The following is a 22,182-nucleotide window of genomic DNA, read 5'->3' as shown; positions in this document are numbered from 1 at the left end:
CAGTGCCGAGGTCGGCATCGAGCTCAGCCACCGGCGGCGTGGCTGCTCAGGCGAGCACGGCGGACATGTCGTGCCGCGCCGGGAAGTCGATGTCGAGCGCCTGGGCAACTGCGGAGTAGATGTGCCCCTCGTCGCAGCGCAGGGTCGGGTCGGCCTCGCCGCTGCTGCCGTCGAAGCCGTACGTGGTGCAGCTCTTGGGATCGATGCCACCGAACACGCGGTTGCCCTGCAGCAGCGGCGACATCAAGAGGGTGCCGTTGTTGAGCGCGTGCGCGGTGCCCCAGAACGGCGCACCGACCGGACGCGTCTTCTCGCGGCCGAAGTCGGTGGCGATGTACACCAGCGAGCGATCCCACATCTTGCCCAGGCTCGGATCGCCGAGGTAGTCGAGCTCCTTGAGCAGCGCAATCAAGGCGTCGGCGACCTCGAGCATCGCGCCCCACATGAGCTGCTGCGCGACGCGGTGATCGACGTGGGAGAAGTCGAATGCGACCGGCGCGGTCGCGAGCTTGTCGGCGTCGCCGAACACCGGCTCCTGTGCGAGCGAGATGGTCGTCGCGCAAGACAGCCCGTAGTAGGTGAGCAGCACCGACAGCGCGGCTTGGGCCTGCCAGGGGTTGGTGTGGAGCTCGGGGAGGCGCGCGAGCAGAGCCGGCAGCAACGGGCTGCTGGTGACGCCGTAGCGAGGGTCGAGCAGCTCGGGCGGCAGCAGCGTGAGCGGATCGACCAGCTGCGCCGCCTCGAGGCGTGGCAGGCGTTCGCGCCGGTCGTCGAGGAATCCGCGACGCAGCGGGCTGGCCTCGAATGTGCGCCCGAACGGAGATGCGTCGTCGAGTCGGTCACGCACGCCGCGGGCGTGCTGCACGAGCTTGCGATCGGGCACGCCGAGCACACCCTTCATGCCGTCCATCGCCGCGGCGAAGCCCATCGGCGACGAGATGATCTCGGCGCGAGCGAACGACGGGATCGTCGGGTCCCAACCGGGCTGGATGAAGCCGTCGACCGCCATGTTGCAGTTGGGCAGGATGAGATCTTCACCGTGGCGCAGCGCCATCGCCTCCATCAACGTGCGGCCCGAGTTGATGCCATTGCCGTTGAGCGAGCGCGCCTGCGCGACCTGATGGTTGACGCTCGTGCACTCTTGGGTGAGTACGGTCATCTCGCGGTGGTGCTTGGCCAGGAAGTCCGACGTGTAGTAGCTGGCCTGGTAGATGCCAGCGAGCAACCCCGCCGAAGCGACGTACGCCGGTGCGCGGATGTTGCTGCCCTCGGGCACGACGATCTCGTCGTCGGCGAAGACGTTCAGCGTGTCGGCGAGCGCGTCGTCGTCGACCTCGCTGCGCACGACGGGCAGGAAGCTGTCGACGATGCTCGCACCGCCGTAGCCGCACAGCACGAACAACAGCTTGCGGTCCTTGTCGCCGGTGCTTCCTTGGCGCGCAGTTGCAGCGCGCACCATGGTGTTGCCGACCGCCATCGTGCCCATCGCACCGCCCAGACCCATGAGTAGCTCGCGTCGTCGCATCGTTCGTCGCCTTTCTAGTAGAAGAGGAACTCGGTGGTGCTGCCGACCGCGTAGCAGGCGAGAATCGCGAACTGCTGCGTCGTCATCGGCTCGGTCGCGAGGTCGCCGAGCACGGCGACTTCTTCGTCGGTGGGATCGCGCGAAAGCAGGCGTCGGTACAGCGCGGTGACGGTCGCGGCGTAGGCCTCGTCGCGTGGCGTCGGCGCCGTCGAAGCCTCGAGGTCCAGCGCCGTGAACACCACCGCCGGGCCGGCGGCGTCCTTGGCGACGCGCGCGGCACAGGCGCTCAGGATCACGCGATCGACCACCACCGCCGTCGACAGCATCGGAGCGGGCAGCGCCTTGTGCAGGCCGAGCGAGAAGGGGGCCGGCCCACCGAGCGCGACGTGGTGCACCTCGCGGGTGCACGAGTCGGTCCCGCGTTCGTTGCACAGCTCGTCGGCCTGCAGCTCGAGCGCGCGCACGAGGTCGCGCTCGAGCTTGACGTTGCGCTTCCACAGCAGCCGAGCACGCGTCGATGGCGTCAGCGCCTCGGCTTCGACGGGTGGGTCGCCGGCGCAGGCCGCGAGCGACAGGATGCCCACGAGAAGGAGATCGAGCTTGGTCATGGTTCTCCTCACGGCGTCCCGAAGGCGTCGGTGTCGATCAGGCGGTGGAGCAGGCGGTTGGCCGAGTAGCCGTCGTCGGGCAGCGCGGTCCACAGCGCGTCGAACTCGGCCAGCTCGTCGGGCTGTGGCTCGTGGCCGACGGCGTACACGAAGAAGGTGTTCGCCAGGTTGCGGATGAACTCGGGCGAGTCGGCCATCACGCGCGCCATCTCGACCAGGTTTGCGACCTCGTGCCCGAGCATGATGAACGCCGGTCGTGACGCCTCCCAGCCGGGGATCCGCATGGCAGGCCGCTCGGGTCGGTAGGTGCCGATGACCAGGCTCGGCGCATTGGTCATGTCGAAGCCCTCGTACTCTGCGAAGGCGTACGCCATCGGATCGAGCGTCGAGTGGCACTGCGCGCACGCGGGCGCGTCGACGCCCTTGGCGTCGAGGTCGAGCGGCTCGCCGTGGACCGGCGCGATGCCCTGCTGCAGGGAAAGGTCGAGCCCGAGGAACGCTCGGTAGGCGTGGCCGGCGGTCACCCGCGGTAGGGCGGAGAACATGGTGTTGAGGAACAAGTTCCACTGCGTCGTCAGCAGCCCCGCGCGGTGCTCGGGCTCGATCGGCTGGCCGCCCGCGAAGCGCATCGGCGGCGCCGGGATCACGCCTTCGACGCGTACCAGCGCGCCGTCATCGTCGCGCGCGACGTGGTACTGGGCGGTGAGCATCTCGCGGGCGTCGTGATCGTCGGTGAGCGCCCACTGCCACAGTCGGTAGTCCCAGTCGTAGTCCGCCACGGTGATCACGAAACCCATCACCGAGATCGACGTGTCGGCGCCGTAGGCGGTGACCGGACGAATCTTCGGGTGCGCGAGCTCCACCAGCGCCTCGTCGATCCAGTGCTCCGACTGCAAGCACGCGGCGAGGTCCTCGTGCAGGGCCTCGCGCTGTGCGTCGCCGGTGAGGCCGGCGAACGTCTCGATCTCGTCGAAGCTGGGCGACGCGCCGCAGAACAGCAACCGCACCCGGCGGTACGCGAACACCGGGTCGTAGTGGCCGACCGCGTAGTGATCGTTGCCGGGCCCCGATGGCTCGGGCAGCGGCATCCACTGCGACAAGGGGTCGCCGGGGTTCGTGCCGATCTCGATCTCCTCGAGGTTGGTGAGCCCGTCGCCGTCGCTGTCGTCGTCCTCGATTGCGGCGAGCGCGGCCCCGAGGTTGTCTTCGAACGCCTCGCCATCGAGGGCCCCGTACACCGCGAGCCCATAGTTGTTCCACGCGACGGGTTGCGTCGATGTGTGGCACTTGGCGCACGTGATCGTGCGACCGAGGCACTCGGGCGCGTCGGCATAGATGCCGCAGAACTCGCGCGGCGCCGAGGGCTTGGCCTCGGCGACGCCAGCGATCACCCCCGGCGCGAGGCCGCACGCCGCCGTCAGGAGTCTGGTGTGGAGTGTCGCCATCGCGGTCACTCCTTCACAGCGGGTACACGAGGTTGAGATTCACCGCCGCGGGCGCGGTCGTCATCTGGCCGTCGACGATCGTGACCTCGACGCAGCCCGGCGCGAAGCCGTTGGCGGTGACGAGGTCGGCGTTGTCGGCGTAGGGCGCGTTGGGATCGGCGTTGAGGTTGTCGTCGAGGAACGCGACCAGGAAGTAGGTGCCGGGTGCGACGCCGGTCACTTCGTACAGCGCCTGCGATCCTTCTGCGGAGAGGTCTGCACCCATCACCGGGGTCGCGCCGCCGGCCTGTGCCGAGTCGGCGGTGCACTCGAGCAGCAGGCCCACGTAGAGCGTGCCGATTGCGTCCTGACCGGGCGCCGGCGCGACCGACCGCACCACGGCACCGCGTACGCCGGTGCTCGGATCGCCGCCGCCCGTGGTCGGGTCTGCGCCGGTGTCTTCGCCGGCGCTGGGGTCGGGCTGCGGGTCGGTGGACGTCGAGCCGTCTCCGGGGTCGCCGGAGTCGTCACCAGGCTCGCTCGAGTCGGAGCCGGCGTCGCCTTCGGCCCCGCTGGCGCTGGTTGCATCCGCAGAGCCTGCGGTGGCGGCGGTACCGGTGAGGTTGCCGCTGCCCTCGCGATCGTCACCGCCGTCGTCGCAGGCGGTCAACAGCATGCCGAGCGTGAGCCCGAGTCGGAGCAGGTTGCGGTCGTTCATTCGTGTCATTCCCTTCTGAAGAGGGAAGTTCCACGGGCGCCGACCTTGTCACGCGTCGTCGGGAGAAAATCGTGCGACCCATGCGTCGGTCTCACCGGGCGCAACCTCGGCTTCGCCGACGACCACGATGTCGTCGCCCGGCAAGATCGCGACGGCGCTCGCGAGGTCGCGTCCGCCGGTCACCTCGTTGGGTAGCGCGTACGACCACAGCAGCGCGCCGCCGGAGTCGAGCCGCACGATCCAACGCTGCTGATCGCTACCGTCGCTGACGAAGCCGACCGCGACGGTGAAGCCCTGGCTGTCGACCGCGACCGCTTCGATGCCCGAGGTCGGCCACGGTGCGTGGCCCGGCCGCCACGACCAACGCTCGCCGCCGGACGGCGTGTGCGCGCTGACCCAGGCCGTGGCCGCGCCAGCGGTGGACTCGAATCCGCCGAGCACGAAGCCACCCGCGTCGGGCACGAGGCCGTGCACGGCCCACAGCGCGTCGGAGAACACCGCGAACTGCGAGGGACTCTCGGCGTCGTCGAGTCCAGCGACGACGCCCTTGCCGGCCTGTGTGCTCGCGCCGAGTCGGCCACCGAACATCGGGATGCCGCTCACCTGCGCAGCCGCGTGCCACACGCTCTGGTCACCTTCGTTCTCGTGCACCGTGCCGAGCGTGGGGTTGTCGCGCTCGAAGGCGTAGAGCCACGCGTACCCGGGGCCGGGCAGGAACGGCAGGCCCTCGCCGGCGGCGATCATGCGCTCGGCGTCCAGCGGCATGACGGCGTGACAGGTGTGCTCGCGCCAGAACGACGCGACCAGCGGTGGCTCGGTCAGCGCGGCGTCCACGGTGCCGATCCACGCCTGCACGCCGAGGATCGCGTCGTCGTTGCGTCCGCATGCGACGAGCTCGCCACCGTCGCCCAGCGCGAGCGCGTGGACGGCATCGTCGCTGCCGCCGACGTCGTGGATGAGCTGCGCGACGATGTCGCCGCTGCCGGCTGCGAGCGCCACGATCGAGAGGTCGGTTCGCTGCTGGCCAGCTGCGACGATGCGATCGCCGGTGACGAGCAGTGCGCCGAAGCGATCGGAGCCGCCGCTCGGGTGACTCACGAGCCGGCTCCACACCAGGTGTCCGTCGCTCGGCGCCGGCGCGCCGCCATCGTCCTCGCTGCCGTCGTCGGGCGTGGCCTCGGTCGCGCCGCCGTCGTCCGCGACGCCGTCGTCGTCGTCGGTGTCACCCGGCACGGTCGGTGACGACGATGCGACGCCCTCGGGGGTCACGCACTCGCCGGCGAACGGGCCCGCGAGCTCGCTGTACCGCCGCCGCGACCCGCACAGCGCGTCGTCGTAGCTGCAGAACGACGTCTCCTCGCAGTGGCCGACACCGGCCGCCCGGACGCAGTCGAGGTCTTGATCGCAGACGAACGCGTCGGGCCGTACGCAGCCCATCCCGACGCCGCAGGCCACCACGGCGAGGCGGAACCACGCGCGCACGGCTACCGCGCCCCCGCGGTGGCGGACAGGCGGGCCAGCGAGCGTCCATGGCGACGCGCGCGTGCGGCCACGACGGCGAAGCGCACGATGCCGGCGGTGATGAGGGTCGCGCTCGAGGCGAGCACGGCAATGCCCGCGTTGCCGAGTGCGGGCGCGCCGGCGAACGCGGCCTGGTACTCGATCTCGGTGCGGGCACCCGCGGCCTGATGACGGCGCGCGTGGCCGGCCCCGAGCAGGCCCGCGCCGAGACCCGCGACGCCGACGCCCGACCACAGCAACGCATGGGCCCAGCGATCGCGGCGCGGGTTCGGCTCGGCGCGGCGCGGTGGGCTTGCGTCGTCGACGGGCCCGCGTGGCGACGGCCGTGCGCCCGCGGCAGCCGTCGGGAGGACGCTTGGTGCGGGCGGGGGTGCAGGCGCTGCCGCCTGCGGCGTCGCGATCGCCTGGGTCGCGCCGACCTCGGCACGACAGGCGTCGAGGTTGGTGTGCACGTCGGCGAGCTCGTCGGCGTCGGGATCGGCGTCGAGGAACTGCTGGTACAGCGGCAGCGCCTCGTCGCAGCGACCCGCGAAGCGCAGCGACTGCGCATGCGCCCACAGCAGCTCGCGGCAGGGGTGCTCGGCGTAGGCTGCCGCGAATGCGTCGGCGGCCTCGTCCCAGCGTTGGGCGTCGAACGCCCGCGCGCCGCGGAGGAACTCGGGATGCTCGCGCCACGCCTCGGTCGCCGGGGCTGCGCCGAGCAGCGCCAGGGTGAACGCCAGCGCGATCATCGGGCAGACCTCGGCAGCATCGCGTCCGCAGAGCGCGTCGGCGCTGTCGTCGTGGGCTGGTGTGGCGGCGCGGCGACGCGTCGCTTCGCGCGGGCGCGCTTGATCCGAAGCTGGGCGGCGGCGGCGGTCGTGGCCGTCGCACCGACAGCTCCGGCGGCGACCGGGTCAGCGGCGATCGGCACCACCACGGGCGCGACCATGGTCGGCGTCGCGGTTGTCTGCACCGGCAGCGGTGATCCCGACGATGGGCGCGGTGCTGCGTCGGCGACGACACGCGCCGGCGCGATCGCCTCGACGACGTGTGGCGCGGTCGCTGCGTCGAGCGGCCCGGGCGCGGCGGCGGACGTGCCACCGGCGCGGGCGATCTGCCAGCCGAGCAGGCCGCCGGCGAGCACCCCGAGCGCACCCACGCCCAGTCGATGGTGCCTCGGGCGTGCTCGCTCGAGCACGGTGGCACCGTTGGCCGGCACCAGCATCGGACTCACCGAGTCCACCACCGTCGTGGGCATGACCACCGTCAGCGCCGGCGTGTCGAGGTCGGGCTGCGGCGCGGCTCCGAAGCGCGCGGTGAGCAGCGCGACGAGGCCTTCGGTGCCGGTGTCGAGCCCGGGCTGTTGGCGCGCAAACCCGTCGATCGCGGCCCGCAACGCCGCCGCCGACGGATAGCGCTGCTCGGCCCGCGGTGCGAGGGCGCGTGCGACGATGGTCGCGAGCGCCGGCGGATAGCCGCGGACGAGCTGCCCCGGCGCCGTGTAGCGACCGTCGAGGATGCGGTTCATCGTCGCGATCATGTCGCCGGGGAATGCCGCGCGGCCGGTCGTCAGCTCGTAGAGCACCACGCCGAGCGCGAACACGTCGCTGCGCGCGTCGATGTGCTCTTGCAGGCACTGCTCGGGCGACATGTAGCCCGGCTTCCCCTTGAGCGCGCCGGTCGCAGTGACGTGGGTCTGCTCGGTCATGTGCGCGATGCCGAAGTCCGTCAGCTTCACCGCGCCGTCGTAGGCGATGAGGATGTTGCTCGGCGACACGTCGCGGTGGACGATGCCGAGCGGGCGACCACTGCCGTCGCACAGGCTGTGGGCGTGGTGCAGGGCGGTGGCGATGTCGAGCACGATGCGCAGCGCAGCGCCCAGCGGGAGCGGGACCCCGCGACGCTCGGCGAGCACCCGACGCAGGTCGAGGCCGTGCACATACTCGAGCGCGAGGAAGTACTCGCCGTCGTACTCGCCGACATCGAGCACCTGGACGATCTGGGGGTGCTGCAGCGACGCGGCGATCCTAGCCTCGCGCATGAACATGCCGACGAACTCCGGCGTGTCCGTCAGGTGTGCGTGCATCAACTTGAGCGCGACCGGCTTCACGAAGCGGTTGGGCCCGTCGAGCCGCGCGAGGTAGAGCTCGGCCATGCCGCCGCCGCCGATGCGACGCACCACACAGTAGCGGCCGAGCCGCGTCCCCGGACGCAAGCCGCGTTGCGGCCTCGAGATCGTCGCGCGCACCGTCACCCCGTAGTGGGGTTGCCAAAACGACGCCGGGGTTCCGTGAGGCCTGGATCCACCGCCGAACGCCGCCAGGACACGGGCCGGCGCTGGGGCGGCCCTCGTGCGCCAAGGCTCAGTCGTTGGGCTCGCCGGCGACGAGGCCCGCGAGCGAGCGCGCCCACGCCTCGAGGTCGTCGAGTACGGCATGCCGGGCGGCCTCGGGTGCGCGCAGCGTCGCGACCTGCTCTCGCAAGGCGTCGCGGGCCCGCGACAGCCGGGTCGTGACCGTGGTCGTGGTGACGCCGAGCACATCGGCGATCTCGCGGCTGCGCAGGCCCTGCACGTAGTGCAGCCCGAGCAGTAGCTGGGTGTCGTCGGGCAGCCGCTCGAGCGCGCGCAGCAACAGCCAGTGTTCGTGACGCTGTGCGATCACGCCGCTGGGGCTGAGGACGCTCTGCGGTCGGCCGGCGTCGAAGTGCGCGAGGTCGAGGTCGCGATGGCGGTCTCGCAGGTGACGCAGCAGCAGGTTGCGCGCGATCCCGAAGAGGAACGCACGAACGTTGCCCGCTTCGACGTGCGAGCGGCCCTCGACGCAGGCGAGGAACGTCTTCTGCGCCAGGTCGTCGGCCACCTCGGGTGCACGCAGGCGGAAGAAGCCGAGGATGCTGCCGTAGTACGCCCGCGTGAAGGCCTCACCGGCCGCGCTGTCGCCGGCTCGCCACGCACGCAGCAGCGCCGCTTCGTCGTCGCCCACGGTGGAGAACTTTGGGCTGCGCAGCGCTGCGATTGCAAGCGCGCTCCGGGCAGGCCCGCGCAGTGGGAGGCCCGGCCGCCGGGTCGCCAGCGCCCACGCGTCGTCGGCGTACACGCCCGGGCAGGTGCGCGTGCCATCGTCGCGGCGGGCCCAAGTCGCCGCCGCAACCCACGAGGGGGACGCTGCGGCTCGCTCGCCGGGTCGGTGTGTTCCGGGGCCACAGCCGTCGCATGCTCGCAGCCCATGACCCATCCACGCATCGTCGTCACCGGGGGCCCGGGGGCCGGCAAGACCACCGCGATCGATCTGTTCCGCCGCGAGCTGGGACCGCGGCTGGTCACGGTGCCGGAGGCCGCCACGATGTTGCTCGGCGGCGGCTTCCCGCGGCCCAGCGATCCGCCGGCCCGGCGGGCGGTGCAGCTGGCCATCTACCACGTGCAGTACAACCTCGAGGCGGTGCAGCTGGCCCGCTATCCCCGGCGCGTGCTGCTGTGCGATCGCGGCACGATCGATGGTGCCGCCTACTGGCCGGGACCCGCGCAGGAGTTCTTCGCAGCGGTCGGCAGCTCGATGCAGGCCGAGCTCGCGCGCTACGACGAGGTCATCTTCTTCGAGACCGCCGCGGTCGGTGGCCTGTCCATCGAGAGCGGCAACCCGGCACGGGTCGAGAGCAACGACGAGGCGGTGGTGCTCGACGCCCGCCTGCGCGAGCTGTGGTCGCAGCATCCGCGCTTCACCTTCGTCGCGCACGAGCCATCGTTCTTGGCGAAGATCACCAAGGGGCTCGGCAAGCTCAGCGAGATCGTCGATCGGCTCGCGCCTGCGTGAGTCGGACTCACGGTCGCCGCGCGCGTCCGTGCCGGGCGCGTGTGCGGGCGGCGGCGATCGCCAGCTGCATCGCGGCCTCGGGGTCGAAGTGGTGCGCCGCCAGCTCGCGCCACGTGAGTTCGACGTCGGGGCGCAGCAGCTCGCCGCGCGCGGGATCGTCGGGGAACATGAGGCTGCGCTTGTAGGAGATCGAGCCGCGCAGCCCGCTGTAGGGGAGCTCGTAGCCGAGCGCGTCGATGAAGCAGTTGCCCGCCTGTGACGACGGCGTGCCCACGAAGGTGGCGCCGCGCCGCACCAGCATCGCCAGCAGGTCGAAGCCCGCGCTGTAGGTGTCGGCGTCGCCGACCACCACCACCGGGCCGGTGAAGCCCGCGCTCCATCGCCGCTCCCGTAGCTCGGCGGCGAAGGTCGGGATCGCGTCGGCCTGGGCGACGAACGCATCGATGCGGGCTTGCACGTCGTCGACGGGCGGCGTGTCGTGGTCGGCCGCGCGATGGTGCGCGCGCCAGCGCCGTTCCTCCGAGAAGTCGAAATCGCCGAGCTCGATGCCGGGGATCCGCGCGCGCAGCTGGTCGAGGGTGGCGTCGTGGTTGTCGAGCCACAGCTGCGAGTAGCGCGGGATCTGGTAGCCCTCGTCGAGGCTGACGAGCTCGTTCACCGGCATCAGGAAGTAGCCGACGATGGCGTTCATCGCCGAGTTCCCGCCGGTGTTGCCGCGCAGATCGACGATGAGCACCTGCGTGTGGTGCTCGGCCATCTCGGACATCAACGCGGTCATCGTCGCGGTCGCCGAGGGCACCAACGCGATGGCCTCGTCGACGTTGCGCGGCCGGTCGTAGGGGGCGGCAGCCTTCGCGACCGCGGTGAGGTGGTCGCCGAGGTTGGCGGTGAAGCCGGTCGCGCGCCAGACCTCGAAGGCCTCGCGGTAGCGCATCATCGACGCGATGCGCAGCACCGCGATGGACTTCGAACCGTCGACGAAGCCCCAACCCATGCCGGCGTCGTCGAGCGAAGGCGCCTCGTAGTGGGTCGGCGGTCGCAGCATCGCCGGTGTTGCGTTCGCGAACGGCACCTTCCACGACGCGGCCGCCCCGTGGGCGGGCGACAGCTCCAGCGCCAGCGTGGTCGGCGGGGCCTCCGAGCGCAGCAGTGCCGCGAGGCCATCGGGTCGCACCAACGCGTCGCGCAGGTGCACGAGGTTGGTGTACGCGTTGTCGTAGCCGCGCAGGGTCTGCATGCGCGCGGCGAGCTCGGCGATGCCCACCCCGGCCACGCCGCTCACGCGCGCGCCGAGCCAGTGGCGATCGGCGGGCGCGGTGACCCCCGCCACGTAGATCTCACCGCCGGCGATCGACAGCTCGAGCTGTGCACGGCGGCCGCCGTCGCCCGCCAGCGGCGAGCCGATCGTGGTGTGGCCGTCGCGGACCGCCGCGACCAGTGGCTGCACGCGCGCGAGGAACTCGGCCACGCTCATGCCGTCGTCGCCGATGGCCGCCGCGACATCGGCGAAGCGGCGGGCGAACGCGACCCGGCCACCGCCACCGCTGAAGGCATCGGGGTGGCTGTCGACCAGCAGCTGCTCGAGCCGCCGCAGGTCGGCGTGCAGCAGCTCGCCCGACACGCGGGCGTCGAGGGCCGCAGGCGGCGTGATCGCAGCGCCGGGTGGCGGGCTCTCGGGGGTCGCAACCGCGACCGTCGGGGGCGCGGCGGTGGGGCCGTGCACGGCCGGTGTGCAGGCGAGGGCGAGCACGGCCGACAGCGTGGGCAGCAGGCGTGACGGCATCGAAGCTGCAGTACCACGGCTGCGGCACCGCGTGCCACGTCGCACGACGGGTGGCGTCAGCCGGCGTCGAGATCGTACATCAGTGCATCCGCGAGCACGCGCCCGAGGTGCAGGTAGCCGAGCTTGGTGAAGTGCAGGTGATCGGCCTTGGCGAGCTCGGCGACCACCCAGCGGTCCATCGAACCCTCGCCGCCCATCCACGCGCGGGTGTCGAAGAACCCGCAGCCCTGGGTGCCGGCGAGCTCGCGCTGGATCTCGATGATCTGCGAGAGCCGGGCGCGTGGCCCCCACAGCTGGGTCTCGGGATCCTGCACCGGGAAGTCGACCGGGCCCACCAGCACGCAGCTGGCGTCGGGTGCCGCGGTGTGCAGGCGCAGCAGCACGCGCTGGAGGTTGTTGCGGTAGACCTCGATGTCCTCGTCCTCGTCGATGCACTCGTTGGCGCCGTAGGCGAGCACCCACAGGTCGGCCGTACGCGCGGCGACGGCCGTGGCCCACTCGGGCTCGTCCCACGCGAGCATGTTGGCGGCCCGCGTGCCGCCGATGCCGAGCGCGTCGACCACCACGCCGGGCTCGTCGCGCTCGAAGCTCGCGCCCAGCAGCGCGACCTCGCCATCGCCCTGCAGCACCACGTGCAGCGGCGGCAGCGGACCATCGCGCTTCGGGACCTCGAGCTGCTTGGCGACCACCGCGTTGCCGCGGGTCGGCACGGTGCGGAGCTTGCGATCGCCGAGCTCGACCGTGAAGCGGCCGCCCTTGGGCTGCTCGAGGTAATGCAGCGTCACGCGATCGCTGTCGGCGTAGTCGGTGAACGACTCCGGCGTGCCACCGCGGATGATCGTCGACGAGCGCTTGCGCTTGGCGTAGGTGGCGGCGCCGAGCAGGCCGAGGTGACCGCCCAGGTGCGTGGTCTTCTTCTGCGCGTGCTCGGTGCTCCAGCCCTTGGTGCTGGTGAGCGCGACTTCGTTGTGGCGATGCCATCGCCACAACGGCGCCGCGGCGACGAAGCCGATGCCGCCGTCACCGAAGCGCTGCTGCAGGTAGCCGCGCAGATAGCCGGTGTAGCGATCGACGGCGACCGACGACGAGCCGTACACCAGCACGCGGACCTTGCCGTCGGCGTCCCTGCCGCCTTCGAGCTCGCGCAGCGCGGTGTGGAAGTGCTGCAGCGCCGCCTTCGCGCGCTCGATCGGCTGGTAGGGCACGTCGTCGCGCGCGGGCAGGGCACTGCCGGCCGCGCGCGTCTGCACGTGGAGGTGCGCTGCTCGGCTGGCGTCGTTCTCGATCGCGGTCGGCTCGGGCGGCGGCGGTGTCACCACCGGCGGCGCGGTCTCGCCGGCGGCCTGCGGCACCGCGGTCGCGGGTCCGGCCGGCGCGGGCTCGGCCCAGGGCTTCGCGCCACACGAGCACAGCGTCAGCGCGAAGCCGAGCGCACCCTTCGACCGGGCGAGGCTGCGGGGCAGCATCGCTGGCGATCGTAGCGCGAGCTGCCGCGGCGCGCTGCTTTTTGGGCTGCGAACTATGGCTCGACGCCGGCGAAGTAGTGCGCCCGCACCAGCGCGCGCTGGCCCTCGGGCGTGCGGCCGGCGTGGCCGCCGACCTCCTCGAGCACGAGATCGGCCGGGCTCTGTCCGCCACGCACCAGCGGCTCGAGGCGGTCGAGGAAGCGCGCCTCGGTGCGGCCGCGATCGTCGCGCACGTCCGCGCGTTCGAGGCCCTCGCGGGCCAGCTGGAGCATCCGCTGCGCGTGTGGCTGGAGCAGCGCCGACGACAGACCCGCGTGCCGGGCCTCGAACCACAGCTGCGCGCGGGCGCCGGCGTCCAGGCCCCCGAGTCGCTGCCACAGCTCCTCGCAGGCGTCGTCGCTATAGAGGATGCCCTTGAGCAGCGCCGGCAGGGCGCACACGTACTTCGACGATACCGCATCGGCCGAGCGGAACTCGATGAACGGCTTGAGCCGCACCTCGGGGAACACCGTCGACATGTGCGTGATCCAATCGGCCCACGTCGCGGTGTGATGGCGGCCCTGCGCGTCGGTGAAGCCCTCGCGCATGAACTGCGAGAACGGCACGTGGTGCGGATGGTAGCGATCATCGCGCTTGACGAAGAACATCGGCACGTCGATCGCCCAGTCGACGTAGCGCTCGTACGAGAAGGGCTGGCCGTCGAACACGAAGTCGGGGGTGCCGCAGCGATCGTTGTCGACGTCGGTCCACACCGTGCTGCGGGCGGTTCGCAGTCCGGTGTCGCGGCCCTCGACGTGCGGCGAGTTGGCGAACATCGCGGCCACCACCGGCGCGATCGCGTTGGCGACCCGCATGCGGCTGCCGCACTGCTGCTCCGACGCGAAGTCGAAGTTCGCTTGCACGGTGCAGGTGCGCAGCATCATGTCGAGCCCACGCGCACCGCGGGTCGGCAAGAACTCCCGCATCACGCGATAGCGGCCCTTGGGCATCCAGTTGAGCTCGTCGCGGGTCGCGAAGGGGTGGAAGCCCGCCGCGAACCACGACAGTGACAATGGCAGCGAGACGTCGTGCAGCTCGCGGTAGTGCTGGGTGAACTCGCCGCAGGTCTGGTGGATGGTCTGCAGCGGCTTGCCGCTCAGCTCGAGCTGACCGCCGGGCTCGAGCGTGATCGAGGCACCATCGCGACGCAGCTCGACGACCTCGCCGTCGATGCCGTGGTCGGGCCCGATCTCCCAGCCGTGGCGCTCGCACAGCGCGGCGAGCACGTTTGCGATGTCACCGTAGTCGATCGGCAACAGCGGCCCGCCATCGGCGGGCACGCGCACGCCGAACTTCTCCAGCTCGGTGCCGACCAGATGGGTGCTCGGGTCTGGCCGCTCGGCCGCGACGAAGACGTCGAGCAAGTCGGTGCGTGAGATCGGCTCGTCGTCGGCGTGTCGGGGTCGCATGAAAGTTGGCGGGAGGACCGGCGTGGGGTGGGGGTCTGCGACGAGCATGGCGACCTCGCGTCTCGCTCGATCGCCCGTGCGCACGGCGTTGTTACCCCGACTGCGTGGCCGTTCGCGCGGGCCCACGCGAGGTCCGCCCCAGCGCGCCCGAGCATGCCCGAAACCCCGCATGGGTGCGTCGCGGCACCGGGCCCGGGCGCGCTTGACCGCCCCGATGCGGCGTTGTTAGCCTGCGCCCGCCGGTTTCCACCGGAAGGACGAGAGCACGAAGCGCCGATGGCCGCCGCCGCCCCACGAACCACCACCTGCGTCCTCGGCCCGCAGATCACCGTGCGCGGTGCCCTCTCCGGTGAGGAAGATCTCGTCGTCGAGGGTCGACTCGAGGGCAGCGTCGCCCTGGTCGGCCACCTGGTGGTCGCGCCCGGCGGCATCGTCGAGGCCGACCTCGACGTCTCGAGCGTCGAGGTCCACGGTGAGGTCCGCGGAGACATCGTGGCCAGCCGCTCCATCACCATCGAGCGCGGCGCCCAGGTCGTGGGCAACGTCCGTGCCCCCCGCGTCATGATCCACGACGGCGCGCGCTTCGACGGCGCCGTGGAGATGGACGTCCAGCTCCCCGACGGCCTGGGCCGCGGCCGCTAGCCCGCGCCGCCCGAATTCCCGCTTCCGACCCCGATTTCGCCCGCGCCGTTCCCTCGGCTCGCACGCGCGCCCCTTCGCAAAGCAGCAAGCATCATGGCCAACACCGTCATAGGCAGCACCATCGTCATCGACGGCGAGATCACCGGCGACGAGGACCTCGTCGTGCAGGGGACCGTCAAGGGCCGCGTCAGCCTGCGCGAGAACATCTTCGTGGAGGAGAGCGGCGTGGTCGAGGCCAACGTCGAGACCTCCACCATCACGATCCACGGGACCGTCACCGGTGACATCCATGCCACCGAGCGCGCGGAGCTCAAGAGCAACTGTCGCGTGGTCGGAGACATCCGGGCGCCCCGCGTTCTCATCGCCGATGGAGCGTCCTTCAAGGGCTCCGTCGACATGGATGGCTGACCCATGGCCCGCACAACCCACGCGAGCACACCCCTGGGCGGCAGCACCAACGGCACCGTCATCGGGCCCGACATCCGCGTGCTCGGGCGCGTCAGCGGCGAGGAGGACCTCCACGTGCAGGGCCGCATCGACGGCGCGATCTCGCTGACGCAGACGCTGTACGTCGCGCCCGGTGGCATCGTGGCGGCCGAGGTCGACGCCCACGACGTGGTCATCTCCGGCGTCGTGATCGGCAACGTCACCGCGCGCGACTGCGTCACGCTGCACGCCGGCGCCAAGCTGGTCGGTGACATCAACGCGCCGCGGCTGGTCGTAGCCGATGGCGCCGCGTTCAAGGGCAACGTGCGCATGGGCGCCGAGCCGCCGCCGGCCCGCGAGAAGCCGCGGGTCGCCGCCGCACGCACGCGCCCGGTGACGACCACCGCGCGTCGACCGACGCCGGCGGTGACGCGGGCACCCGAGCGAGCCGAGCGCGCCGTGACCCTCGATCGCGCACCCGAGCGACGCGCGCCACCCAAGCGCACCGAGCGGGCCGAGCCCGCGCGCGACACCGTCGACGACGAGCCGACGGTGATCGTGCGGCACAACGCGCTGCCGGCCGATCCCCCGTCGCCGCCCGAGGCCGAGCCCGAGGCGCGCTTCCGCGGCGTGCGAGCCACCCGTGCCGACGTCCCCGCCCGCGCCGAGACCCCGGCGAACGCGCCCAAGAAGAAGCTCTCGCCGCGCGCACGCATCCCCAAGCCGGGCAAGCGACGCGTCAGCCGTCGCTAAACGCCCAACAGCGCCGCCGGCGTCATGCCGGCGACGACCGGAGGTCCCCATGAAGTCGAGCGTCCAAAAGCTGCTGTCTGCGTCCCTGCTCTCGCTCGCGCTGTTGGCCGGTGCGTGCAAGGAGCCCGACCCCTACAAGTTCGAGACGCACATCGAGCGCATTCGCGACAGCAGCAAGCGCGCCGCGGGCTTCTCGGGCCTCGAGGAGCTGACCAAGACGGTCGTGACCTCGCCCGACAACAAGGACCGCCTGCAGGAGTTCGCCGAGAAGGTGATCCCGGTGTTCGCCGAGGTCTGGGACGAGGTGCCGGAGCATCACGAGAAGATCCTCGTGATGCTGCGCGACGTCGGTCGCCCGGAGGGCTCGGTCATCTGGAACAAGGCGCTCGCGCTCGACGGCAGCGTCGAGGCCCGCAAGCGCTCGATCCTCGCGCTCGAGGGCATCCGCAAGGCCAAGGCCGCCGACAGCGTCCAGACCGTCATCGACGAGTTCAAGAAGCTGATCCAAAACCCCAAGAACGACGGCGGCAACGACGAGGAGAACGGCAAGGTTCGCATGCTGATGGCCGAGGCCCTCGGTGCGCTCCGCGACAAGCGGGCGGTCGACGTGCTCATCGATGCGATGCAACAGCCCCGCGACAAGCAGCCCACCAACGTCCACCGTGCGGCCGCGACCGCGCTGGGCCAGATCGGTGACCCGAAGGCCGTCGACGCGCTGCTCACCGTGGCGTTCCGCGTGCCCGATGCCGGCACGAGCAAGAACGTGGCCGTCCGCGCCAAGCAGGCGTTGGTGGCGATCGGTGACCCGGCGATCCCGCGCGTCATCGAGATGCTGAACGGCAAGCACGAAGAGGTGCAGAAGCTGCTCGCGCAGGCGATGGCGCAGAACGAGGGCGAGGGGCTGAACCAGTTCGTGGTCACGCAGACCGCCGCCAGCATCCTCGGCGCCATGGGCTCGCCCAAGGCCCTCGACGCGCTGCTGGCCGCCTATCCCCGCAAGGACTGCGAGGCGCCGCCGGCCGATGCCAAGAAGGACAAGAAGGAGGGCGAGGAGGACGCCGAGGCCGACGACGGCGGTCTCGGCATCGCGCTCACCTCGCTGCGGGCCGTGGTTGCGCAGTCACTCGGTCTCATCGGTGACCCGCGCGCCGCCGAGGCGCTGTGCCTGTGCTCCCTGACCAGCAAGGAGCCCGACGTCATGTTCGCGATGCTCGAGGCGCTCGGGCGCGTGGGCGGGCCCGCGGCGGTCGACTGCCTCATCAACGCGATGAAGTCGGCCGAGTTCTCGAAGGACGCAGTGACCAAGGAGTTCGTGCTCAAGCCGCGATGGGACGCCGCGCGCTTCGCCGTGCTCGCCGCCAGCCCCGAGGAAATCGGCAAGGTCGAGGAGGCCATCGCGGCCGCCACCGATCCGGCGGTGAAGAAGGAAATGGCGCAGTGGAGCGAGGGCATCGCGCTGGCCAAGAAGTGCAAGGCCGGCAAGGACTGCTACCTCGAGACCCTGCGCGACTCGAACGCCAACTGGTTCGCACGCGAGAAGGCGGCGTTCGAGCTGGCCAAGCTGGCCGACAACGATCCCAAGGTCGCCGCCGAGATCGCCAAGGCCTACAAGGTCCGCAACCCCGACGCGCGCGTGACGATGGCCTGGCTGCCCTCGAAGATGCTGCACGGTGGTACCGCGTGTCCCGAGTGCGCCAGCGCGCTCGAGGCCGTGCTCGCGGCCGAGAACCTCTCGACCGACGTCAAGTTCCAGCCCGCCGTGCTGATGGCCCGCGACACCATCGCGCGCTTCGGCAACGAGGGCGCGGCGCCGGCGGCCCCCGCCGCGAAGGCACCCTAGCGCGGCGGCCGGTGCCGCCCCCGTCGCGGGGGCCGCGAGGCGCGGGAACGCCGGCATCGCGGCGTTGTCAGGCGAAGGCGATGGCGTCGATGGTCCCCTCCCACGCGCGCGCAACGACGCTGCTGCTGCTCGCGGTGTCGGTCGCGTGCGGGCCTCGTCGCGGTGGTGCCACCACGACGCCGTCGGACGCGGACGACCGCGGCGGTGGTGCGACCGTCGACGCCACCGATGCGCCCCGCGATCTCGCCGGTGCGCTGCGTGAGGCCGAGGACGCACTGCAGCAGGAGCGCGCCGCCGAGGCGGTCGCGCTGTTCGGTCGCGTGGTGGGCGAGGCCGCGGCCACGCAGGAGCAGCGACGCCGCGCCCTGCTGGGGCTGGCCCAGGCCCACGAGGACCTGCGCGACTGTGCGGCCGCGGTGCGCACCTGGGACGCGTACCTCGATCGCCACGGCCGCGCCGAGGATGCCGCGATCGCCTACGCCCGGCGTGGTGCTTGCGAGGCGGAGCTCGGGCGCTGGGAGGCCTCGGCGCGCAGCTTCGAGGCGGTCGCGGTGGCGCCGGGGCAGCTGCCCTCGACGCGCATCGAGGCGCTCGCGCGGCAGGGCTACGCGCTGTTCAACCTCGATCGCTTCGACGATGCCGATCGCGTGCTCACCCACGCCGACGAGGTCTTCGTGCAGGCCGAGCGCGACGCCAGCGAGCGCTTCAGCACCTACTACTTCGTCGGCATGGCGAGGTTCTACCGCGCTGCGATCCTGCACCGTCGCTTCCGCGAGGTGACCATCGAGCTGCCCGAGAAGGTCATGGCGGCGCGCTTCAAGCAGAAGCTCGAGCTGCTGGTCGCGGCCCAGGACGCCTACAACGCCACCATCAAGGCCAAGCACATGTTCTGGGTCTCGGCCGCGGGCTTCCAGCTCGGCACGCTCTTCAGCGAGTTCTACGACGCGCTGATGTACGCGCCCGTGCCCGCGTGGCTCGACGCGCGCCACAAGCAGATCTACTACGACGAGCTCAAGAAGCAGATCCGACCGATCGTCGACAAGGCGATCTGGGTGTTCGAGAAGAACCTCGAGACGGCGCGTCGACTGGGCTACGAGAGCGAGTTCACGGCGCAGACCGAGGCCAAGCTCTCCCACCTGCAGGCGGCCCTGCACGGCGACGATGCCGACCTCGGCAAGCCGCTCGCGCGCCTCGCGGGCGAGCCTGCGACCGCGGGGCCGGAGCGCCCCACGGGTACCTCGGCGCCCCCGGGCGAGGACGGGCCGGCTCCGCGCGCCGCGGACCGCAAGCTCTTCGTGCCGCCGATGACCCCGCTTTCGCCGTGACGCCGTGCGAGCACGCGTACCCACGGCGTTGCCCTTGACCAAGTCCGGAGCAGCGGATATAGACGCGGCCCCGACCGCAACCCCGGTCGAAGGAGGCCCTGCACGTCCCCCACGCTGGCGTAGCTCAACGGTAGAGCACCTGATTTGTAATCAGGCGGTTGCGGGTTCGAATCCCATCGCCAGCTCTGCGTTCGCGCCACGCCCTCGACCCGCGAGGGGGCACCTGGTCCACCACGTCATGACGTCGTCGGCTCGCCCGAGTCCGCGACACCTCGAGGATGGGTTCCCGAGTGGCCAAAGGGAGCGGGCTGTAAACCCGCCGCGTCACCGCTTCGTAGGTTCGAATCCTACCCCATCCACCGCCGGCCCTCGGGCACCTGCCCGAGTTCGGCACCGCCTTCGCGACCCCGGTCGCGAGGGCACCAAGCGGGAGTAGCTCAGTTGGTAGAGCGTCAGCCTTCCAAGCTGAATGTCGCGAGTTCGAGCCTCGTCTCCCGCTCCCCCTTCGCTCCACGTTCGCCCTCGTAGCTCAGTTGGTAGAGCGCATCCTTGGTAAGGATGAGGTCACCGGTTCAAATCCGGTCGAGGGCTCCACGGCGCACCGCCGTCGGGGTCGAGTCCCCGCGGGGAGGCTCGCGCAGCGACGGACGATCTCGCGTCCGCCCCGGCGGGTGATCGGCCAAGCGAGCCCGCTCACGCGAGGGCTTCGCCGGCGCCCGTGACCCACCCGGTTGGGGGGCCCAATTCGCCCGCGGCCCCGCCCGCCGGCGTCCGTCGCCCCGCCCGTCGCCCCGCATCGGTGCCCCCGACGACCCCGAGCGCGATCACCCTCGGGCCGGTTGCAACGCGGAACGAGTCTTGCTATCCGTTCGCACCCTTCGCCCGAAGACGACCCCATGGCCGCCGGACACCGCATCATCATTTCGCTCGAGTGCCAAGAGTGCAAGCGTCGGAACTACTCCAAGATGAAGAACCGACGTAACACGCCCGAGAAGCTCAATCTCAAGAAGTACTGCCGCTTCTGCCGGAAGCACACGGATCACAAGGAGACCAAGTAGCCCTCGTCCGTGGGAGCTCCGCCATCGCGCCCCTCGTGGGCCGTGGCGAGATCGCAGGCGAGGCAATCGTTCGCACAGGGCGTTAGCTCAGTTGGTAGAGCAGCGGACTCCAAATCCGCAGGCCGGGGGTTCGAGCCCCTCACGCCCTGCCGCTCGGTCAGAAATGACCGAGCTCGCATCATCCTCGACGGACCACCTCCTTCGCCCGCACGTGTCGCCCGCGACACCTCCGCGGGTCGCTGGGCGGCAGCGGTCGCGGGGACGACCCGCCGCGAAGCTCGGGTGGGTCACCAGGAGAAGCAGTCATCATGTCGCGCGCGCGCCGAAGCAAACGAAAGCCGACCACGGCACGGGAGTTCGACCCCCGTCGCTGGGCGCATCTCGTGTTCGTGCTCGGCGCCTTCCTCGGTGCGTGGGTGCTGGCCCACGCGGTGGAGGACATCTGGGCCGCGGTGTGGAGCTACTGGCCGCAGGTCGGTCGCGCCAACGAGCTCAAGTCGCAGATCATCGGCATCACGGTCGCGCTCATCGCCACCGCGTGGGCGTGGCGCAAGCCGCACTGGTTCCAGTACGTGACCGAGGTCGTGACCGAGGTGTCGCAGGTCTCATGGCCGACGAAGGCCGAGGTCCGCGTGGCGACCATGGTCGTGATCGTCATGACCCTCATCTGCTCGGTGATCCTCGCCGGCATCGACACCGTCTGGTCCAAGGTGACCGACCTCCTCTACGGCATCTAGCGCGGTAGGGCGACGAGAGGCAGATCCCCATGGAATGGTATGTCGTGCACACCTTCTCGGGCTACGAGAACTCGGTCAAGCGAGCGCTCGAAGACCGCATCAAGGGCAAGCCCATCGCGGAGCTGTTCGGTGACATCTACGTCCCGAGCGAGCAGGTCACGGAGCGGCGCGGCAAGAAGACCGTCAAGACCAACCGCAAGCTGATCCTGGCTACCTCTTCGTGAACATGGAACTCACGAAGGAGACCTGGCACCTCGTCAAGAACACACCGAAGGTCACCGGCTTCCTCGGCGGCAACACGCCGCGCGCGGTGCCGGCCTCGGAGATGGCCCGCACGCTGGGCCAGACCGAGCCGCAGGCCGAGGTCCAGGTGGTGGTGCCCGATGTCACCTACAACGTCGGCGACCATGTCCGCGTCAAGAGCGGGCCGTTCGCCAACTTCACCGGCGAGGTCGAGGACGTCGACCGCGACAAGCGCAAGGTGAAGATGTCCGTTTCGATCTTCGGGCGTCCCACGCCCGTGACCGTCGACTTCGCCGAAGTCGAGCCGGTGGCCAGCTGATGCCGTCCGCCGCCCCCGTTGCCCGCAGGATTTCGCCATGAAGAAGGTAACCGCGATCGTCAAGTTGCAGTGCAAGGGTGGTGAGGCCACGCCGGCACCGCCCATCGGCCCAGCGCTGGGTTCGAAGGGCGTCAACATCATGGAGTTCGTGAAGCAGTTCAACGCACGAACTGCCAAGGACAAGGGCACGGTGATCCCCGTCGAGATCACGGTGTTCTCGGACCGCTCCTTCACGTTCATCACCAAGACCCCGCCGGCCTCGGTGATGCTGATGAAGGCCGCCGGCATCGAAGGCGGCTCCGGCGAGCCGAACAAGGTGAAGAAGGGCAAGGTCACGCACAAGCAGGTGCGCGAGATTGCCGAGTTCAAGCTCAAGGACATGAACGCGTTCGACGTCGAGGCTGCCGCGCGCAGCATCGCCGGCACCGCGCGTTCGATGGGCCTCGACGTCGTCGACTGACGGCGTCGGTCTCCAGTGCGATCGCCGTCGACGCCAATCCCGGCCAAGACGGCACATCACGAGCAGCAGCGAGGGAGGGCGTTCACGCCCGT

The 22,182-nt window shown here is 70.9% G+C and carries 20 protein-coding genes, 5 tRNA genes and 1 pseudogene; 15 read left to right on the top strand and 11 right to left on the bottom strand.

Going from position 1 to position 22,182, the window contains the following annotated elements; translation table 11 throughout:
• Nucleotides 1-46: 46 nt before the first annotated feature.
• The 8 genes from IPH07_12655 to IPH07_12620 form a co-directional block, all read right to left on the bottom strand.
• Nucleotides 47-1,525 carry a hypothetical protein gene (locus tag IPH07_12655; GenBank protein ID MBK6918239.1) on the bottom strand — a complete coding sequence of 493 codons (1,479 nt, stop codon included), beginning with the start codon at nucleotides 1,523-1,525 and terminating at the stop codon, nucleotides 47-49.
• A 14-nt stretch (nucleotides 1,526-1,539) separates the two neighbouring features.
• A complete protein-coding gene (locus IPH07_12650; GenBank protein ID MBK6918238.1) occupies nucleotides 1,540-2,133 on the bottom strand; it encodes a hypothetical protein in 594 nt (197 codons plus the stop codon).
• 8 nt (nucleotides 2,134-2,141) lie between these two features.
• Complete coding sequence (locus tag IPH07_12645) at nucleotides 2,142-3,578, bottom strand: DUF1585 domain-containing protein (protein ID MBK6918237.1); 1,437 nt, start codon at nucleotides 3,576-3,578, stop codon at nucleotides 2,142-2,144.
• A 13-nt stretch (nucleotides 3,579-3,591) separates the two neighbouring features.
• The gene (locus IPH07_12640) at nucleotides 3,592-4,275 is read right to left on the bottom strand and encodes a hypothetical protein (protein MBK6918236.1); all 684 of its coding nucleotides are present in this window, start codon (nucleotides 4,273-4,275) and stop codon (nucleotides 3,592-3,594) included.
• 48 nt (nucleotides 4,276-4,323) lie between these two features.
• Nucleotides 4,324-5,757 (bottom strand): hypothetical protein, encoded by a 1,434-nt coding sequence (locus tag IPH07_12635; GenBank protein MBK6918235.1) that lies wholly within the window; start codon nucleotides 5,755-5,757, stop codon nucleotides 4,324-4,326.
• A 2-nt stretch (nucleotides 5,758-5,759) separates the two neighbouring features.
• Complete coding sequence (locus IPH07_12630) at nucleotides 5,760-6,527, bottom strand: hypothetical protein (GenBank protein MBK6918234.1); 768 nt, start codon at nucleotides 6,525-6,527, stop codon at nucleotides 5,760-5,762.
• Nucleotides 6,524-8,026 carry a serine/threonine protein kinase gene (locus IPH07_12625; GenBank protein ID MBK6918233.1) on the bottom strand — a complete coding sequence of 501 codons (1,503 nt, stop codon included), beginning with the start codon at nucleotides 8,024-8,026 and terminating at the stop codon, nucleotides 6,524-6,526. Before IPH07_12625 ends, IPH07_12630 begins: the two co-directional genes overlap by 4 nt.
• Nucleotides 8,027-8,141: 115 nt before the next feature.
• Nucleotides 8,142-8,762: a sigma-70 family RNA polymerase sigma factor gene (locus IPH07_12620; protein ID MBK6918232.1), complete on the bottom strand. Its 621-nt coding sequence runs from the start codon at nucleotides 8,760-8,762 to the stop codon at nucleotides 8,142-8,144.
• Nucleotides 8,763-9,005: 243 nt separating this feature from the next.
• On the opposite strand from IPH07_12620, the gene IPH07_12615 reads away from it, so the two are divergent.
• Nucleotides 9,006-9,590, top strand: coding sequence for an ATP-binding protein (locus IPH07_12615; protein ID MBK6918231.1), 585 nt, complete (start codon nucleotides 9,006-9,008; stop codon nucleotides 9,588-9,590).
• Between the two features lie 7 nt (nucleotides 9,591-9,597).
• Here the strand turns inward: IPH07_12615 and IPH07_12610 are convergent, their stop codons facing one another.
• From IPH07_12610 to IPH07_12600, 3 genes are read right to left on the bottom strand one after another with little or no spacing between them, the layout of a single operon-like run.
• Complete coding sequence (locus IPH07_12610; GenBank protein MBK6918230.1) at nucleotides 9,598-11,373, bottom strand: hypothetical protein; 1,776 nt, start codon at nucleotides 11,371-11,373, stop codon at nucleotides 9,598-9,600.
• A gap of 56 nt (nucleotides 11,374-11,429) precedes the next feature.
• On the bottom strand, nucleotides 11,430-12,839 hold the full coding sequence (locus tag IPH07_12605) for a hypothetical protein (GenBank protein ID MBK6918229.1): 1,410 nt from the start codon (nucleotides 12,837-12,839) through the stop codon (nucleotides 11,430-11,432).
• 53 nt (nucleotides 12,840-12,892) lie between these two features.
• The gene (locus IPH07_12600; protein MBK6918228.1) at nucleotides 12,893-14,287 is read right to left on the bottom strand and encodes a glutamate--cysteine ligase; all 1,395 of its coding nucleotides are present in this window, start codon (nucleotides 14,285-14,287) and stop codon (nucleotides 12,893-12,895) included.
• 276 nt (nucleotides 14,288-14,563) lie between these two features.
• On the opposite strand from IPH07_12600, the gene IPH07_12595 reads away from it, so the two are divergent.
• The 14 genes and pseudogenes from IPH07_12595 to rplK all read left to right on the top strand — a co-directional run bounded on the left by IPH07_12595 (nucleotide 14,564) and on the right by rplK (nucleotide 22,090).
• Nucleotides 14,564-14,929 (top strand): polymer-forming cytoskeletal protein, encoded by a 366-nt coding sequence (locus IPH07_12595; protein ID MBK6918227.1) that lies wholly within the window; start codon nucleotides 14,564-14,566, stop codon nucleotides 14,927-14,929.
• A gap of 93 nt (nucleotides 14,930-15,022) precedes the next feature.
• Nucleotides 15,023-15,337: a polymer-forming cytoskeletal protein gene (locus tag IPH07_12590; GenBank protein MBK6918226.1), complete on the top strand. Its 315-nt coding sequence runs from the start codon at nucleotides 15,023-15,025 to the stop codon at nucleotides 15,335-15,337.
• Nucleotides 15,338-15,340: 3 nt separating this feature from the next.
• Complete coding sequence (locus IPH07_12585; GenBank protein ID MBK6918225.1) at nucleotides 15,341-16,108, top strand: polymer-forming cytoskeletal protein; 768 nt, start codon at nucleotides 15,341-15,343, stop codon at nucleotides 16,106-16,108.
• Nucleotides 16,109-16,157: 49 nt separating this feature from the next.
• Nucleotides 16,158-17,948, top strand: a complete 1,791-nt coding sequence (locus IPH07_12580) for a HEAT repeat domain-containing protein (GenBank protein MBK6918224.1) — start codon at nucleotides 16,158-16,160, stop codon at nucleotides 17,946-17,948.
• 89 nt (nucleotides 17,949-18,037) lie between these two features.
• Nucleotides 18,038-19,273 carry a hypothetical protein gene (locus IPH07_12575; protein MBK6918223.1) on the top strand — a complete coding sequence of 412 codons (1,236 nt, stop codon included), beginning with the start codon at nucleotides 18,038-18,040 and terminating at the stop codon, nucleotides 19,271-19,273.
• Between the two features lie 113 nt (nucleotides 19,274-19,386).
• Nucleotides 19,387-19,458: transfer RNA gene (locus tag IPH07_12570), tRNA-Thr, on the top strand.
• 91 nt (nucleotides 19,459-19,549) lie between these two features.
• Nucleotides 19,550-19,632, top strand: a tRNA-Tyr gene (locus tag IPH07_12565).
• 67 nt (nucleotides 19,633-19,699) lie between these two features.
• Nucleotides 19,700-19,772, top strand: a tRNA-Gly gene (locus IPH07_12560).
• 19 nt (nucleotides 19,773-19,791) lie between these two features.
• Nucleotides 19,792-19,867, top strand: a tRNA-Thr gene (locus IPH07_12555).
• 302 nt (nucleotides 19,868-20,169) lie between these two features.
• The gene (gene rpmG, locus IPH07_12550) at nucleotides 20,170-20,331 is read left to right on the top strand and encodes a 50S ribosomal protein L33 (protein ID MBK6918222.1); all 162 of its coding nucleotides are present in this window, start codon (nucleotides 20,170-20,172) and stop codon (nucleotides 20,329-20,331) included.
• Between the two features lie 76 nt (nucleotides 20,332-20,407).
• Nucleotides 20,408-20,480, top strand: a tRNA-Trp gene (locus IPH07_12545).
• Between the two features lie 159 nt (nucleotides 20,481-20,639).
• Nucleotides 20,640-21,068, top strand: a complete 429-nt coding sequence (secE, locus tag IPH07_12540; protein MBK6918221.1) for a preprotein translocase subunit SecE — start codon at nucleotides 20,640-20,642, stop codon at nucleotides 21,066-21,068.
• A gap of 23 nt (nucleotides 21,069-21,091) precedes the next feature.
• Nucleotides 21,092-21,630, top strand: a pseudogene (gene nusG, locus IPH07_12535) (transcription termination/antitermination protein NusG).
• Between the two features lie 37 nt (nucleotides 21,631-21,667).
• Entirely contained in the window at nucleotides 21,668-22,090 is a 423-nt protein-coding gene (gene rplK / locus IPH07_12530; GenBank protein MBK6918220.1) for a 50S ribosomal protein L11, read from the top strand.
• The last annotated feature ends 92 nt before the right edge of the window (nucleotides 22,091-22,182 follow it).

Source organism: Deltaproteobacteria bacterium (assembly GCA_016709225.1).
Lineage (GTDB): Bacteria > Myxococcota_A > Polyangia > Nannocystales > Nannocystaceae > Xiheibacterium > Xiheibacterium phototrophicum.
The sequence above is the reverse complement of the archived record's forward strand: the minus strand, read 5'-3'. Positions and strand labels throughout refer to the sequence as shown.